Origin of the sequence: Algoriphagus aquimarinus (assembly GCF_900112005.1) — a bacterium.
Classification (GTDB): domain Bacteria; phylum Bacteroidota; class Bacteroidia; order Cytophagales; family Cyclobacteriaceae; genus Algoriphagus; species Algoriphagus aquimarinus.
The window spans coordinates 83,099-98,764 of record NZ_FOKK01000006.1; the positions used below are offsets into that span (position 1 = coordinate 83,099).

Annotated in this window: 14 protein-coding genes; 4 read left to right on the forward strand and 10 right to left on the reverse strand. The window is 41.1% G+C overall.

Annotated elements, in window-relative coordinates:
- Window positions 1-147: 147 nt before the first annotated feature.
- Window positions 148-1,449, reverse strand: coding sequence for an alpha/beta hydrolase family protein (locus tag BM291_RS09575; RefSeq protein WP_092896703.1), 1,302 nt, complete (start codon window positions 1,447-1,449; stop codon window positions 148-150).
- Window positions 1,450-1,583: 134 nt separating this feature from the next.
- Between BM291_RS09575 and BM291_RS09580 the strand changes: the two genes are divergently transcribed.
- Window positions 1,584-2,036, forward strand: a complete 453-nt coding sequence (locus BM291_RS09580) for a GNAT family N-acetyltransferase (RefSeq protein WP_092896705.1) — start codon at window positions 1,584-1,586, stop codon at window positions 2,034-2,036.
- Window positions 2,037-2,193: 157 nt separating this feature from the next.
- Here BM291_RS09580 and BM291_RS09585 read toward each other — a convergent pair whose 3' ends face one another.
- From BM291_RS09585 to recQ, 4 genes are all read right to left on the reverse strand, one after another.
- On the reverse strand, window positions 2,194-2,649 hold the full coding sequence (locus BM291_RS09585) for a gliding motility lipoprotein GldH (RefSeq protein ID WP_175499674.1): 456 nt from the start codon (window positions 2,647-2,649) through the stop codon (window positions 2,194-2,196).
- A complete protein-coding gene (gene ricT / locus BM291_RS09590) occupies window positions 2,642-4,048 on the reverse strand; it encodes a regulatory iron-sulfur-containing complex subunit RicT (protein WP_092896709.1) in 1,407 nt (468 codons plus the stop codon). Before ricT ends, BM291_RS09585 begins: the two co-directional genes overlap by 8 nt.
- Before the next feature lie 133 nt (window positions 4,049-4,181).
- Window positions 4,182-5,468, reverse strand: coding sequence for a phosphoribosylamine--glycine ligase (purD, locus tag BM291_RS09595; RefSeq protein WP_092896711.1), 1,287 nt, complete (start codon window positions 5,466-5,468; stop codon window positions 4,182-4,184).
- 14 nt (window positions 5,469-5,482) lie between these two features.
- Window positions 5,483-7,660, reverse strand: coding sequence for a DNA helicase RecQ (recQ, locus tag BM291_RS09600; RefSeq protein ID WP_092896713.1), 2,178 nt, complete (start codon window positions 7,658-7,660; stop codon window positions 5,483-5,485).
- Between the two features lie 96 nt (window positions 7,661-7,756).
- Here recQ and BM291_RS09605 point away from each other — a divergent pair, with 96 nt between their 5' ends.
- Together BM291_RS09605 and BM291_RS09610 are read left to right on the forward strand one after the other, a co-directional pair.
- A complete protein-coding gene (locus BM291_RS09605; protein ID WP_092896715.1) occupies window positions 7,757-8,725 on the forward strand; it encodes a KpsF/GutQ family sugar-phosphate isomerase in 969 nt (322 codons plus the stop codon).
- Between the two features lie 8 nt (window positions 8,726-8,733).
- Window positions 8,734-9,804 (forward strand): mannose-1-phosphate guanylyltransferase, encoded by a 1,071-nt coding sequence (locus tag BM291_RS09610; RefSeq protein WP_092896717.1) that lies wholly within the window; start codon window positions 8,734-8,736, stop codon window positions 9,802-9,804.
- Window positions 9,805-9,907: 103 nt separating this feature from the next.
- On the opposite strand, the gene BM291_RS09615 is transcribed toward BM291_RS09610, so the two are convergent.
- Window positions 9,908-11,155, reverse strand: a complete 1,248-nt coding sequence (locus BM291_RS09615) for an ROK family transcriptional regulator (protein ID WP_092896352.1) — start codon at window positions 11,153-11,155, stop codon at window positions 9,908-9,910.
- A gap of 216 nt (window positions 11,156-11,371) precedes the next feature.
- Between BM291_RS09615 and BM291_RS09620 the strand changes: the two genes are divergently transcribed.
- A complete protein-coding gene (locus tag BM291_RS09620; protein ID WP_092896719.1) occupies window positions 11,372-11,893 on the forward strand; it encodes a cupin domain-containing protein in 522 nt (173 codons plus the stop codon).
- A 194-nt stretch (window positions 11,894-12,087) separates the two neighbouring features.
- On the opposite strand, the gene BM291_RS21900 is transcribed toward BM291_RS09620, so the two are convergent.
- From BM291_RS21900 to BM291_RS09635, 4 genes are all read right to left on the reverse strand, one after another.
- The gene (locus BM291_RS21900; RefSeq protein ID WP_139229072.1) at window positions 12,088-12,249 is read right to left on the reverse strand and encodes a Lacal_2735 family protein; all 162 of its coding nucleotides are present in this window, start codon (window positions 12,247-12,249) and stop codon (window positions 12,088-12,090) included.
- 46 nt (window positions 12,250-12,295) lie between these two features.
- Window positions 12,296-13,864: a toxin-antitoxin system YwqK family antitoxin gene (locus BM291_RS09625; RefSeq protein WP_092896721.1), complete on the reverse strand. Its 1,569-nt coding sequence runs from the start codon at window positions 13,862-13,864 to the stop codon at window positions 12,296-12,298.
- Between the two features lie 213 nt (window positions 13,865-14,077).
- The gene (locus tag BM291_RS09630; protein WP_092896723.1) at window positions 14,078-14,632 is read right to left on the reverse strand and encodes a hypothetical protein; all 555 of its coding nucleotides are present in this window, start codon (window positions 14,630-14,632) and stop codon (window positions 14,078-14,080) included.
- A complete protein-coding gene (locus BM291_RS09635; RefSeq protein WP_092896725.1) occupies window positions 14,633-15,631 on the reverse strand; it encodes a 3-oxoacyl-ACP synthase III family protein in 999 nt (332 codons plus the stop codon).
- Window positions 15,632-15,666: the final 35 nt, after the last annotated feature.

Below are 15,666 nucleotides of genomic sequence, written 5' to 3' on the forward strand. Positions count from 1 at the left end.
TATACCTGTAAAAAATCACTTCTGCTTTTCAATAAGTGTTAAATAGTTGGATCCAACTTCTGGATAAGTTGGTCAGCAGTCTTTGTTGAAAAAAATAACCCAGTCTGTATCAGGCAGACTGGGGTTGAATTTAAGCATTTGATTGAATCAATTAGCCGATTTATGATCTAGCTCTAGGCCTACAGAAGTTCTAGGCTTAAATCCAGGCCACTCTTTCTTTTCTGCATTTTCATCAACTACTAAATAGGATTTAAAGTCTTCTTTTCCTTTCAAGTGAACGCCTAGAAATGCAGTGACAAAGTGCTGGTTGATGTTATTCATTCTACGCATATCCCATACAGAATCTCCATATCTCAAATATTCGTCTATGCTTAAGTTCTTCTCAAGAGCTTCTGCTGGCGCAGGGTTTGGCGCTACATTGTGCCTAGCATTAATGTAGGTAAGCAGGTATCTGTCTGAGTTGACGGCCCCTTCATAAATAGCTTTAGTGCCATTTTCGTATCCAGAGATATCATCCAAACTTCCTGCTATAAAGAGGGAAGGGATTTTGATGCCGGCTAAGCCTTCTGCATTCCAAACGCCACGTTGCATGCCCCATGGGGCAAAAGCTACGATAACCTTGATTCTAGGATCTATGGATGCCTCAAACTCTGGGTTTCCCATAGTTCGCTTTAGTAAGGCTTTGCTTCCACTGGACATAGAGCCAAATAATTGAGCTGCCTGAGGACTGTATCCTGCACCAGCCACATTAACTGCCCCATAGCCACCCATAGAATAACCGATCAAAGCGGTGTTGTCCGAGTCTACTAAATTCTTTAAAAAGGTATCGTTCTGTTGTGAAAGTCTTGCCATTTCATCGAGAACAAAGAGATCATCAAGCGACCTGTTTAGAAGGGTGCTTTGGAATCCACCAGCGTCTCTAAAAGTTGCTTCTGTGTGATCTATTGCCACTACTACATAGCCTTTGGAAGCAAGGTTCTCTGTGAGGTAAGTCATCAAATACCTAGAACCTGTGTATCCATGAGACACGATCACCAATGGAAAAGAACCATCCGCGGTGACAGGTTTTGCATTTCTTGTTGCTCTACCGAGAAAAGTGAAAGGAATAAGAGGTCTGGTAGGTGAACCATTTTGGCCCATTACTTCATCATAAGAAATCAAATCTGTAGAACCTGCTGCTGCAGGATACCAGATTTCTACTTTCAATGGTCGATTGTAAAGTGAATCTGCACCTTTACCATAATTAAGAATGTCGAGCTGATTTTTATTAACTAAATCCATGGTCTGTACACCCACAGCGTACTCGCCTCGAGCTGCCAATTCCGGTGCGTCAGGCAAAGGATCTCCGTACACAAAGGGATTGGTGGGGGACTGTCCAAAGCTAATGGATAAAGTACTAATGAAAAGGATGGATGATAGAATCGATACTAGGAGTCGGTTTTTAATCATTTGGGGTCTTTGTTTAGGTTTACTGCTTCAAGATAAGAAATCCTTTCCTAAACCGTGATCAGTGTACACAAAGACCATTTTATGTGGTTTGATTTCGGTGGTTGATACTAGATATTTTGATTTATCTTCAACCCATGATCACATTCACGCGCACAGATTCTTCTAATCCTGATTTTATAGCTCTGGTAAAGTTGCTGGATGCCTATCTAGCAGAGAAGGACGGACGGGAGCATGACTTTTACAACCAATTCAATACGATTGTAAAGTTAAATAACGTGGTAGTTTGCTCTGAAAATGGAGCTCCTGTAGCTTGTGGCGCGATCAAGGAATTTGATGAGGATACTATGGAAGTGAAGCGCATGTTTACCAAGCCTGAGGCTAGGGGAAAGGGTTTTGCTTCCCATGTATTGACTCACTTGGAAGAGTGGGCTGCCGAACTAGGCTATAAAAATTGTGTGCTCGAAACTGGCAAAAGGCAGGTAGAAGCTGTAGCCCTATATAAAAACAAAGGCTATTCCATCATCCCGAATTATGCGCAATACATAGGGATTGAGAATAGCGTATGTTTTCGAAAAGAGTTGAAATGAGTTGTTTCCCGAAGATTGGCGCAGATAACTTACGCGGATCTTCTTAAAGATTCGTGAATTGTGTTGGATGATCGAAATTAAAATCTGAGAGAATCTGCGTGTTTTTTCAGCGTATATCTGCAGGAAATAAATCACTATCCTAACCCAAATCAGTGATTTACTTCAAAATCTTGATTCCCACTGCTTCTACCCCAGGTAATTGATCCTGTCGCATGTACTGCAAGAGCGTGATGCTTTTGGTGTTCTGATCAAATAGAAAAGGAAGTGTGTCGTAGCGTGTGTACGAATTACCAAATCCCTCTCCCAGAGGTTCGCCTGACTTCGGATCAAACAGCGTGATGTTTATCAGTTTATTGTCCAAAATCAGACCTGCCGAATCCTTAGAGATGATTCTCATGTAGCAGTTGGAAAAGGAATAATCCTCATTAAACTTCACTGCCACCAGATCCGGTGTATTGATCAGCTCTACCTCCTGAAGATCAAAAATAAGGCTGTCTGTGACGCCCCAATTTTGATTTGGCAAGCTTTTAAAATCCTCGTAAATGCGCCCGTCTGTGCAGGCTCCACTTACGAGGATTAGTAATATAAGTAGGCAGTAATTTACCTTATTCATTCCCAGGTTTATTTGGATTAGGCCCTTGGTTTTTTCTTGGAGGGAATCTTTTCTTTCCCTGTGGTTTTGGAGCAGCATCTCCTGCATTAGCATTCCCGGTGTTCCCTTCAGTAGGTTTTGCCTTTTGCACATTTTGCCTTTTTGGCGCTTGATTTTGTGCTTTTGCTTGCTGCGGCTGAGGTGCTGCTGGAGTCTGTCCTGTATTCGCATCAGGATTTCTCGGCTTATTTCTGTTTTTGTTATTTCTACGCTTTTTCGGCTGCTCTCCCGCAGGTTTCGGGTTTTGAGGAGCATTCTGTTTCGCCTCAGACTGAGCTGGTTTTGGAGCCGGTCTATTTGGATTCTGTTGGTTACGGTTTTCCCCAGCAGTCCTGTTTTGTGGACGTGGCTTTTTCTTACGCTTTGGACTAGTGTTGGCAAACTTCTTATCCAAAAGCTCCAATTCCCGAGTAGACTTAGCTGCTAGATCTTCGATCTCAGAAGCTTCGTTATAGGTAAGTGTAAAGACTTTAATGCCTTTCTCATTCAGTGCCTGAATCTCTTTCACTCGCTCGCAAGTGATGCTATGCCAGTCGTTGTCGTTATTGTAGCTGAACCACATCAGTTTACGGAAGATATCCGTTTTCTGAAGTTTGGCTGGGCCAGATTCAGTTTGAAGTGGGCGCTCCACGGCAGGGATATCTTTGATCGCATCCATGTAGGTGTCCAACTCGTAGTTTAGACAGCATTTTAGCCTTCCACACTGACCACTCAGTTTTCCTGGATTCAGGGAGAGATTCTGATATCTGGCAGCAGAAGTACTTACATTTTTGAAATCAACGAGCCAGGTAGAACAGCAAAGTTCTCGACCACAAACTCCTATTCCTCCAAGTCTACCAGCTTCCTGACGAAGACTAATTTGTCGCATTTCTACACGGATTCTGAATTCTCCCGCCAGTGCTTTGATCAATTCACGGAAATCAACCCGATCATCGGCAGAGTAATAGAATGTAGCTTTAGAATTATCTGCCTGATATTCGATATCAGACATTTTCATTTTAAGCCCAAATTCATCTACAATCTGACGACATCTATAGAGCGTAGGGATCTCTCTATTCTGAGCTTCACCCCATTTTTCCATGTCTTTTTGATTGGCGACACGGTATATTCTCAGGATTTCATCGTCATCCCTGATTTTTCTTTTCTGCATTTGCAGACGAACAAGTTCGCCCTGCAGCGACACATAGCCGATGTGATGTCCGTTTGGGACGTCCACGACTACTGGATCACCAGTATTTAAGGCAAGAAAATCTACATTTCGGTAGTACTCTTTTCTTCCTCCTTTGAATTTTATTTCGACAATATCAAAGTTGTCCACCTCGGGAATTCCCATGTGAGATAGCCAATCAAAGACATTCATTTTATTACAATCACTCGTCCCGCAACTGCCGTTACTTTGGCAGCCTCCGGTTCCTCCTGAGGAGGTTGAGCATGTGCTACATCCAGACATAATATATAGACAGGGGCAAAGCCCTGGTTAGTTTTGGGTTTAATTACATTAAGTTCAGAATATCCATTCCGATATCCTTGCGGTAATAAGCCTGGTCCCAAGTGATTCCTTTTACAGTTGTGAAAGCGTTGCTCAGCGCTTCTTGCAAAGATTCACCTCTACCGGTCACGGCTATTACCCGACCACCTTGGTTGACTAATTCACCTTTGTCATTTCTACCGGTGCCAGCATGAAAAATCTCTGCGCCTACGACTGATTCTGGAAGGGAAATAACCTTTCCTTTTTCATAAGAACCAGGATATCCGCCACTCACCATTACTACTGTAGTGGCATAATCAGGAGAGATTTTCAATTCGTAAGAATCCAGCGTTCCGGTGCCAATGCCATGAAGTAAGTCTAAGAAATCACTTTCAATTCTAGGTAACACAGCCTCTGTTTCCGGATCACCCATGCGAACATTGTACTCAATCACTTGTGGTTCTCCATCGTTATTCATTAGGCCAATGAATAAGAATCCTTTGTATGGTATATTTTCTTTTGCGAGGCCTTCTACTGTAGGCTTCACTACCTTTTCTTCCACTTTGGCCATGAAGGCTTCATCTGCGAAAATCACAGGGCTTACAGCTCCCATTCCTCCGGTATTCAGTCCTGTATCGCCTTCTCCGATGCGTTTATAGTCTTTCGCCTCCGGCAAAATCTTATAGTTTTTCCCATCAGTAGCCACAAATACAGAAAGCTCAATTCCCGTAAGAAATTCTTCAATCACTACCTTGGAAGATGCTTCGCCGAATTTTTTATCTAAAAGCATTTCCTTCAAAGAAGCTTTGGCTTCCTCCAGTGTCAAGCAGATCAGTACGCCTTTTCCAGCGGCAAGTCCATCTGCTTTCAATACGATAGGAAGATTTTGTTTGTCCAAATAAGCTAAGCCTGCATCCAGTTGAGCGGCCGTGAAGGTCTCATAGGCTGCTGTTGGGACGTTGTTCCGCTGCATAAATCGCTTAGAAAAGTCCTTGCTTCCTTCTAGAGTAGCACCAAGTTGAGATGGTCCTACTACTGGGATTTCGGCAGTTTCTGGTTGTGCCAATAGGTAATCAACGATTCCTTTGACCAAAGGCTCTTCTGGGCCTACGACTACTAGACCTATATTTTCGGATGTGATAAAATCTCGGATTGCATCAAAATCAGTGATGCTGATATTGACATTGGTAGCTATGTTTTCTGTGCCAGCATTACCTGGAGCTACATATAATTGGGTACAATTGTTACTTTGTACGATCTTCCAAGCGAAAGCATGTTCTCTGCCTCCACTTCCTAATAAGAGTATATTCATTGACTCAGTTCAAGTTAATTAGCATGCTCAGAGATGAATTTGATTCGGTAGACTCGCAATTCGTCTTCTGCAAAATCTTCATCCTCCAATTCTTCTAAGGCTGCTTTAATCTGATCACTCGTAGCGTTCATGAAATAATCGTGGAGCATATCCTCCCGATCTTCATCCATGATACTCTCTATGTAGTAATCTATATTTAGTTTAGTTCCGCTATAAATGATCTGCTCTATTTCGTGAAGAAGATCACTTACACTCATGTTGAGGTTTTCGGCGACCTCATCCAGACCAATCTTGCGGTCGATTTGCTGGATTATTGAAATTTTCACTTTAGATCTCGTCCCTGATGATTTGACTACAACATCAGAAGCAGTTTCGATCTCATTCTCCTCCACGTAATTCGAGATCAACTTCAAGAATGAAGACCCGAATTTAACGACTTTTCCCATACCAACTCCTATGATTTGAGCTAGCTCCTCACGTGTAGTTGGATATACGGTTGCCATTTCTTCCAAAGACGGATCCTGAAAGATGACATAAGGAGGAAGACCTTTGGAACGGGCTACTTTTTTACGTTCTGCTTTCAGCAGTTCAAATAGCTTTTCATCATATGCGATGCCTGCACTGATAACTAATTCAGCCTGTCCTGTCTGTACCTCTGCTGCGAAATCATGATCATTATATAGACCGATTTCAAAAGGAGATTCAAGGAAATCCTTGCCTTTAGGAGTGATTTTCAGGACACCATAACTTTCAATGTCCTTTTCAAGCATATTCAGAATCATCACCTGACGGATTACACCTATCCAGGTTTTCTCTGTGCTATCTTTTCCTTTTCCGTAGACTGGAAGTTTGTCGTGCGAATAACTCGATACGTAATCAGTTGACTCGCCTAAGATTACCTTCACTAAATGCTCAAGGCCAAAGCGCTCGTTGGTTTGCTGAGCTGCCTCTAAAACAATGCTGACCATGTCCATTCCTTCGAAAGTCTCTCGAGCTCTCTTACAGTTGTCACAGAAGCCACAATCATCGTTCATCGTCTCGCCGAAGTAATTCAAGATGAATTTTCTTCTACAAACGCCCGTTTCAGCAAATGCTGCCATTTCCTGCAGGAGGATTCTAGCATTTTCTCGCTCGGTGACTGGTTTGTCTTTGTTGAACTTGTCCAGTTTTACGATGTCTTCATATCGGTAAAACATAAGGCAATGCCCTTCTAGTCCATCACGTCCCGCACGACCAGTTTCCTGATAGTATCCTTCCAAAGATTTTGGCACATCGTAATGAATCACATATCGCACATCAGGCTTGTCAATTCCCATCCCAAATGCAATCGTAGCTACGATTACATCAAGTTCTTCATTGAGGAAATCATCCTGAGTCTTAATTCTAACTGAGGAATCCAGACCGGCATGATAAGGGGCTGCATTGACTTGATTCACTTTGAGAAGCTGGGCAATTTCCTCTACTTTTTTGCGGCTGAGGCAATAGATGATTCCAGACTTTCCTTTGTGTCCTTTGATGAATTTGATCAAATCCTTCTTTGAGTCATTCTTTACTTTGGGACGAATCTCATAGAAAAGATTGGTTCTGTTAAAGGAAGACTTAAATAAGTCTGCCTCTTCCATCTGAAGGTTGCGCTGTATGTCTTGCTGCACTTTTGGAGTGGCAGTAGCTGTGAGTGCAATGATTGGTAAATTAGGTGCTATCTGAGCAATTATTGATTTGATTCTTCTGTACTCAGGACGGAAATCATGTCCCCATTCGGAGATACAATGTGCTTCATCAATGGCTACAAAACTCAGTTCTACAGATTTGAGAAACTCGACATTTTCCTCCTTCGTCAAAGACTCCGGAGCGACGTATAGTAGTTTCGTCTTTTTACTACGAACTTCACTTTTGACGCGTGCTGCCTCAGATTTATTCAGGGTTGAGTTCAGGAAATGGGCATTTATTCCCAAGGCCTGCAACTGATCTACCTGATTTTTCATCAAAGCAATTAAAGGAGAAATGACTATAGCTGTCCCATCCTTGATTACGGCGGGTAATTGATAGCACAAAGATTTGCCAGCGCCCGTAGGCATTATGACGAATGTATTTCGTTTGTTAAGCAAGTTATCGACGATCAATTCCTGATTTCCTCGGAACTGACTGAATCCAAAGATTTTTTTAAGATCTGCTTTTACTTTTTCTTCCACTTGTTAGGGGGCTAAAAGGGTAACTAAAGCCTGTAAACAGGAATGATTTATTACATTTATACCCAGGTTCAAAACTAGTTATAAACGCAGGTAAAATTGAATTTAGCTAAAAATATTAGAAAAACAGCCACGAGAGTATTGCAAAACGAGGCGCAGGCAGTGTTAAATCTTGTTGATTTTTTAGATAGTGATTTTGAAGCCTGTGTTGAGCATATTTTGGTTTCCAAAGGCAGGGTGGTAATTACGGGTGTTGGAAAAAGTGCACTTATAGCCAATAAGATTGTGGCTACGCTTAATTCGACGGGTACTCCAGCTCTTTTTATGCACGCTGCAGACGCTATTCATGGAGATCTTGGGATGATATTGGAAGATGATATTGTCATCTGCATCTCCAAAAGTGGTAGCACGCCAGAGATCAAAGTATTGGTCCCTCTACTCAAAAAACTTGGTTCCAAGCTCGTGGCTTTGGTGAGTAATCCTAAAAGTTACCTTGCTGAGCAGGCTGATTTTGTATTGAATGCCAGTATAGGGGAAGAAGCATGTCCTCATAATTTGGCTCCCACCACGAGTACCACAGCCCATATGGCGCTTGGAGATGCTTTGGCAGTTTGCTTACTCGAGGCTAGAGGTTTTACCTCTGAGGATTTTGCCAAATACCATCCTGGTGGTTCTTTGGGCAAGCAGTTGTATCTTAGAGTGGGAGATGTGTTGGGAGGAAATGAAATTCCAGTCGTTACTGAAAATGCGGGATTAGCTGAGGTAATTCTTGAAATATCGGGGAAAAGACTAGGAGCTACGTCAGTAATTGATTCAGAAGGAAATTTAAAAGGAATTATCACTGATGGAGATTTACGAAGAATGCTGCAAAAATCGCTTGACATTCATTTGCTCAAGGCGTCTGACATCATGACTATAAACCCCAAATCCATTTCAACCCAAGAATACGCCATTCGTGCACTGAATATGATGCGAAATCATAATATCACTCAACTAGTGGCGATGAATGGGGATAAAATCGCAGGTTTTGTCCATATTCATGAATTGATGAAAGAAGGAATTGTTTAATTTTTGACATGCACGATAAACCCTATATTCTTATAATGGCCGGAGGTATTGGCTCTAGATTTTGGCCTTATAGCCGAAGGAAGAGGCCAAAACAATTTTTGGATATACTAGGAACAGGTCGTACACTCTTGCAAATGACGTTTGATCGATTTGCAGATATTGCCGAGCCTGAGCAGTTTGTTGTCATTACTTATAGAAAATACCTTCCGCTAGTTAAAGAGCAATTACCGGAATTGAAGGATCATCAGATTCTTACCGAGCCTATGCGGAAAAATACAGCGAGCTGTATTGCCTATGCCACGTACAGAATCCATTCGTTGGACCCAGAAGCTACTATAATAGTTACTCCTGCTGATCACCTGATTCTTCAGGAAAGGAAATTCACTCGTACTTTAAGTAAGGCTGTTGAAGAAGCGCAGGAGGGGAAGTTAATCACTCTCGGTATACAGCCAAATAGGCCAGAAACTGGTTATGGGTATATTCAATATATAGAAAAGCCTGGAGCACTCGCTTTTAGAGTAAAGACCTTCACTGAAAAACCCAACTCAAAACTTGCAAAAACCTTTTTGGAAAGTGGTGACTTTGTATGGAATTCAGGAATGTTTGTTTGGCAAGCCAAGAGTCTTATTCATGCCTTTGAAAAGCATATGCCGGATATGGCAGAGGTTTTTGAAGAGGGAAAGGGTATATATGGGACTGATAAAGAGGCTGAATTTGTGTCACGTGCCTATACTCAATTGAAAAATATATCCATAGACTACGGAGTAATGGAAAAGTCAAATCATGTGTATGTGATTCTAGGTGATTTTGGCTGGTCAGATTTGGGTTCTTGGAATAGCTTGTATGATCTGAGAGAGAAGGATGAAAATAACAATGTGGTAGATGCAAACGCAATTCTCTACGATACTGAAAACAGCTACATTAAAGTAGATAGTGGTAAATTAGTGGTCGTACAGGGTCTCGATAATTACTTGGTGAATGAGACAGATAATGTGCTGCTAATCTGCAAACTAGACGCAGAGAAGAAGTTCCGTGAGTTTGTTTCCAATGCCAAAAAGAAAGGCGAGGATTTTATCTGATTTTTATCAAAAAAATGTAGTTAGGTTTACCCAGATGAGCTATCCCGCTTCTCCAGAAGCAAGATATGATTTTGATTTTCTTAGTTAATGTAAAAGCTGAGATTTACCCCAGTCGATTGATTACATCTTCGAAGAGCTGTTCGTTTACTACGGCCACACCACCCAAAAGGCCTACATCTTCACCTAATTGATAAAGTACGAGTTGTGATTTTTCGCGTGACTTGGCCATGCTGTAGATATTCAAGGCCTGTTGAATCGGAGTGATCAAGTATTGATTGGCTTCGGCTACAGACCCACCGATGATGATCAACTCAGGGTTGAGCACTTGGATCAGCATGGAGATTCCTCTTCCAAGATCCAAGCCAGCTTCGGATAGAATGGTGATCGCTCGCTGGTCACCAGACAAAGCGGCTTCTACCACAAGACTAGGCTCTATACTGCTTTCCTGGTTTCTCGCCATTCGAGCTAGTATGCTGTCTTTATCTAGCTTGATAGCTTCCTCCGCCATTTTGACGATAGCCGTTCCGGAGGCTACAGCCTCCAAACATCCTTTTTTGCCGCAAATACAGGTGACATCTCTGGATTCGAAAATAGGAGAGTGGCTAAACTCGCCCGCGAAACCAGATCCGCCTTGGTAAAGTTTGCCGTCTATGATGATACCAAGTCCGATTCCCCAACCTATGAAGAGTCCAAGGACATTCTTGTAATGATGATCAGTAGCGAATTTGAATTCCGCTAAGGTCATGGCGCGGGCATCATTTTCCAGGAATATTTTTTTAGAAAATCTTGTTTCCAGGTTTTCAAGAAGCGTGTTTTTGCCAAATCTCAGGTAAGTATAATTTACTCCCCCGATGGAATCGGTTAAGCCAGGCATGGAGAATCCTATGGCAATTACTTTCTCCTGAGGAATTCCAGTTTTGATGAGGTACGCTTCGATTAGCTCACAGATATGGTCAAAAGTCTCCTTCTCGTTATCTAAGCTAATTTTATGGCTTTCTTTTTCTGTTTCAATAGTTTGATTGCAGGAATAGAGCGCGAGGTTCATGTTGAACTTTGAAAGGTCGACAGACAACACGTAGAATGCATCGGGTGCAAGTCTGTACAGATCAGGTTTCCTGCCGCCTTGGGATTCGGCACGTCCCTGTTTGATTACTTCGCCACTTGTCATCAGGTCTCCCAATAGTGAATTGACTGTCGGTAAGGATATTCCTACTTCAGCACAGATCTCACTTGCAGTGTTGGCGCCTTTGGCGTAGAGGTTCTTAATAATCTTAATTTTGTTGAGGTAGCTTTTGATTTCTACCACTCCGTCCATTTTATCGATTACCTGTTGAGGGTTTATTAGATGCATAGGTTCAAGTTGAGCTTGAATTACGGTAATTTTTAATTTTCAAAAAATACTTTTCAAAAAAAATAAGGTAACCGAAGCCTATTTGTTGAGATATCGAGTAATAATTAGATGTTTATGACCTGTTTTGATAAAATAATTTGAATTCAAAGAGATTAATGAGGACTTTATATTATAAATGAAATAAGTATTTTTGAGAAACGTATCACTGAAAACAATATGAATTTAATAGACATTGATGCCGATCTGGGCAAAGCAGAGGTATTCAGAAAAGTTGAAGACTTTTTGACTGAAAAAGGGTTTAGGATTTCTAAGGTAGATCAGACCAGGCCTTGGGGCGGTTTTTTTGTGCTGGATGAAAGTCAGATTCGGGAATTTAGAGCTATGTTTTTTGAGGATGTTACGCTTTCAGAAGAGCAACTAGAACAGAAGCTAAGCCCTAAATTTTTATTGGTGGCACCTGGAGCTCGTCTTTCTTGGCAGTATCATTTCCGAAGAGCAGAGCTTTGGAAGTTGATTAACGGCGTGTCGGGAATTGTAAGGAGCGAAACTGATGAACTTGGGGAAATGAAACAAATGCAGCTAAGTGAGACAGTGTCATTGAAACAAGGAGAACGTCACCGTCTGGTTGGTTTGGACACTTGGGGTATAGTAGCTGAAATATGGATGCACGTGGACCCAGAAAATCCTTCCAATGAAGATGATATTGTGAGGGTGGAAGATGACTATTCTAGAAAATAAAAAAAAAGCTCGGGTTTAGCCCGAGCTTAAAAAGATTAATGCTTGTCGTCTGTAGCTCAATCACCCTTAAATAAACTAATCAGTTAAAAAAAAATTCTACAAGACTAGCTGAAACAGTGATTGAATATACTTGTAATTATCTGAAAATCAAAATACTGCGTTTAAAAAGTGATTTTTGTAACATGAAACGCTTTTTACGCTAAGTCAATCTTTTTGGCGATCTCTTCAGCTTCAGCTGCCAGACGGTCTGCTTCCTTCCTATTTACTTGCGATGCTTTGTGCACTTCCGCTAATTTTTTGGAATAAGCTTCCTGTAGTTTTTCCTTTTCTGATTTCTTATTAAATAATCCGAACATAAGAGTTTTAGGAGAATAACCTGTGAGGTAATAGAATTGTTATGGGTTAGTTGAAATTGAGAAGGCTACTAATGGATTCTTCTTGGATCTCATCGTCTTTATAATTGATTAAATCTTCCAGTCGTCCAGCTGGATTATAGTATCTCCAAGGCCCTTCTTTTCTTCCATCTTTCATTTGACCTTCAGATGCTTTTCTGCCATTTTCATGGTAGAAAAGCCAAGTTCCACCAGCTTTTCCGGAGTTGTAATTGCCTTCTGACTCCTTCTTACCATTGACATAGTAAGTGATTCTAGTCCCATTACCATCTTTCAGAGTGCCTTTGTCCAAAGTTTTAGTTCCGTCATAAGTTTTGTAATCACTTATATTCATGAGGCGGCCATTGTCCCAAAATTCTTCTTGAGTAAGCTGCTTATTGTCATAGAAAAGTCCCCAGATTCCATTTTCGAATCCGATGTTATAGCTTCCTACAGATTTCAGTTGACCTCCATCGTAGTAATAAACCCACTGGCCATTTTCAAGACCGAGTGTATATTCGCCTTCAGCTACTAAGATTCCGATTTTGTTGAAATATTTCCAAAGGCCAGTTTTGAGGTCATTTCTATATTCACCGACTGAGTAGATTTCTCCATCAGGGAAAAAGCTTTTCCATATCCCTGTTTTCATTCCAGTTTGATATTTCCCTGATACAGAGACTTCTCCTGTGCTGTGATATTCTACATAATCACCTACTGGAACCCCTAATTCGTAAGTTTTACGTTTAGCAACTGCCTTGTTTGGATAGTATTCTTCCCAAGTTCCTACCGCTATACCATTCTCATATCTTTCTATTCTTGCAAGCCTTTGATTTTCGTAGAAATACCTCCAAGTGCCAATCCGCTTACCATTTGCATCGAAAAACTCCTCCGATTCTTTCGCTTTGGTGCCTGGGAAATAGCGTATCCATTCGCCTATTTTTTTGCCATTTTTATAAGTCCCTTCTTCGACCACTAGATTTGGATAGGTTAGTCTTTTGAAGGATCCGTCCAGTTCCCCTCCTTTATATACCGCCTCAGTGATTAATACTCCTTCTTGATCGTATTCTAAAAAAGGACCTTCTCTTACTCCATTGACATAAAACTCTCTAACGGCGAGCTCTCCGAATGCATAATACTGTAACCATTGACCAGTTTTTTTGCTGTTTTCATACTGACCTTCTATAGAGATTTGGTTTGGATCAATGTAATCTGGAACACCAGTTCTGCCAAAATATTCTATGTATTTCCCTACAATAACTGAATCCTTAAAAACCATTTCTTTCTTCAAAGCCCCTTCAGCATCGTATAATTTGGAAGTGCCAAAAAGTATCCCATCTCTGTATTCTGCTACCGCCTTTCTTTTACCATCGGGATAAAAACTGCTCCAAGTACCTTCTCGTTTCCCATTTTTAAAGGTGCCTTCAGTGAGTAAAGTATTAGTTTTTGGATTGTAATATTTCCATAAACCTTCTCTTGTTACATTGGTAAGAACTCCAGTTGCCATCAGTGTTGAGTCCGAATTGTATTGGCGAACTATAGCACTTTCTTGCGCAAACAGTGGAGTGCTAAGAAGGATTAATGCGATTAGGATGTATTTCATATGATTATATTTATTTCTTAGCGGCAATATGTAATCTCTCATACCTGATAATCATCTTGGTGTGGGATGCATGATGTATGATCAGTTTCATATGGCTTTGTTTCGAATTGATTCAGGGGGAAAACTGAATCTGTCAAAAAGAGAATCTGAATAGTGTACGAATGTTCTCGATTCCTGTTTAAAAATAAGTTAATTCCAGCTTTATCTCATTTTTTAGGATAATAAGAATATCAATTTTTTTAGTTCATCCATAATCTCGTCTTCAATAGTAGTTTTTTCTCCTGAGATCTGAATGCATTTATGCCATTGATAGAAGGTTGATTTCTCAAAATCACTGACTGTAGGAGAATTTGTAAATGCATTGTTGAGAAGGATCTCTGGATAATCCCAAGGACTGGAAGATTGATCAAATACCCATTTGTTTTCGGATAGTTCCTGAAAAGGTGCTTTTGGGTTGTTTTTTCCAATTTGGACAAAAAGAAAAAGGCCATGTCCAAACCAGTTTAATATGCGGATGTTAAGACCGTTAGTTAAATCAAAGTCCCTGATAATATCCAATACCTGGTAGGGATATCCTAAGAGATCATTTCCCTTCGAAAGTTTTACTCCTCGACTTCGGCTATGAATGTCTTGTAATTTTTCAGGTTCGAATGAATTGCCAACTTCGGCGAGTATCTCCCAAAACTTAGCTTTAAGTCTATTTTGGCGTGGTATTATATCCTGGTCAAGCCAAAGATCAAGATCTAAATAATTGGATTCTTCAGCCATTTACCATTGGAGAAGGGCGGAAGCCCAAGTGAATCCTGAGCCGAATGCTGCAAGGCAAATTAAATCACCTTCCTTAATTCTACCTTGTTCCCAAGCTTCGCTTAGTGCAATTGGAATCGTAGCGGCAGTTGTATTTCCTTTGGTCATGATATTGTTAAATACCTTTTCGTCAGGAAGGCCTAGCTGCTTCTGAATATATTGACTGATTCTGAGGTTAGCCTGATGTGGAACGAGTAAATCTATAGCAGATTGTTCGAGCTGATTTGCATCTAGTGCCTCCTTGATTACTTCCATAAATCTCACTACTGCATGCTTGAAAACAGTGTTTCCATTCATTTTTAAGAAGAAACTTCCCGACTCTATCAGTTCTGGAGAAAGTCGTACTTCCCGGCTACTTCCTGGGTCTTTACAATACAATTCCTCTGCATGCTCGCCTTGAGAATGAAGATGTGTAGTTAGAATCCCAGGTTGATCTGATTCTACGGCTCCAAGAACTGCCGCACCAGCGCCATCTGCGAAAATCACGGAGCTTGAACGTCCTTCGTCGCTTTTGTCCAAAGCAGATGACTGAATCTCAGCTCCGACAACGAGTATTTTTTTGTACATCCCAGTTTTGATAAACTGATCTGCAATAGATAAGGCGTAGATAAAACCGGAACAGGCATTACGAATGTCGAGCGCACCTATTGTGCCCATGCCCAATTCCCGCTGAAGCAAAACTCCATTTCCAGGTATGAAATAGTCAGGCGTGATGGTGGCAAAAACTATGAAGTCGATCTCTGAAGCTTGTACTCCAGCTCTTTTCATTGCCATTTCAGAGGCATTTTTAGACATACTTGTCACTGTGTCCACTCCCGGAGTAAACCAGTGCCTAGATTCGATCCCAGTTCTTTCGACGATCCACTCATTATTGGTGTTCATCATTTCTGAGAGTTCATTGTTAGTCACAGTTCGTTCTGGCACATAGTGCCCAACTCCTAGGATTCTAGATTTTTGCATGTCAATTTGGGTTGTCTTAAAATTGACTCCCAATA

Coding starts and splice junctions, on each gene's coding strand:
- BM291_RS09610 (WP_092896717.1), top strand. CDS start 8,734: ATGCACGATAAACCCTATATTCTTATAATGGCCGGAGGTATTGGCTCT.
- BM291_RS09580 (WP_092896705.1), top strand. CDS start 1,584: ATGATCACATTCACGCGCACAGATTCTTCTAATCCTGATTTTATAGCT.
- purD (WP_092896711.1), bottom strand. CDS start 5,468: ATGAATATACTCTTATTAGGAAGTGGAGGCAGAGAACATGCTTTCGCT.
- BM291_RS09615 (WP_092896352.1), bottom strand. CDS start 11,155: ATGCATCTAATAAACCCTCAACAGGTAATCGATAAAATGGACGGAGTG.
- BM291_RS09625 (WP_092896721.1), bottom strand. CDS start 13,864: ATGAAATACATCCTAATCGCATTAATCCTTCTTAGCACTCCACTGTTT.
- BM291_RS09575 (WP_092896703.1), bottom strand. CDS start 1,449: ATGATTAAAAACCGACTCCTAGTATCGATTCTATCATCCATCCTTTTC.
- BM291_RS09585 (WP_175499674.1), bottom strand. CDS start 2,649: ATGAATAAGGTAAATTACTGCCTACTTATATTACTAATCCTCGTAAGT.
- BM291_RS21900 (WP_139229072.1), bottom strand. CDS start 12,249: ATGTTCGGATTATTTAATAAGAAATCAGAAAAGGAAAAACTACAGGAA.
- BM291_RS09620 (WP_092896719.1), top strand. CDS start 11,372: ATGAATTTAATAGACATTGATGCCGATCTGGGCAAAGCAGAGGTATTC.
- ricT (WP_092896709.1), bottom strand. CDS start 4,048: ATGAATGTCTTTGATTGGCTATCTCACATGGGAATTCCCGAGGTGGAC.
- BM291_RS09635 (WP_092896725.1), bottom strand. CDS start 15,631: ATGCAAAAATCTAGAATCCTAGGAGTTGGGCACTATGTGCCAGAACGA.
- BM291_RS09630 (WP_092896723.1), bottom strand. CDS start 14,632: ATGGCTGAAGAATCCAATTATTTAGATCTTGATCTTTGGCTTGACCAG.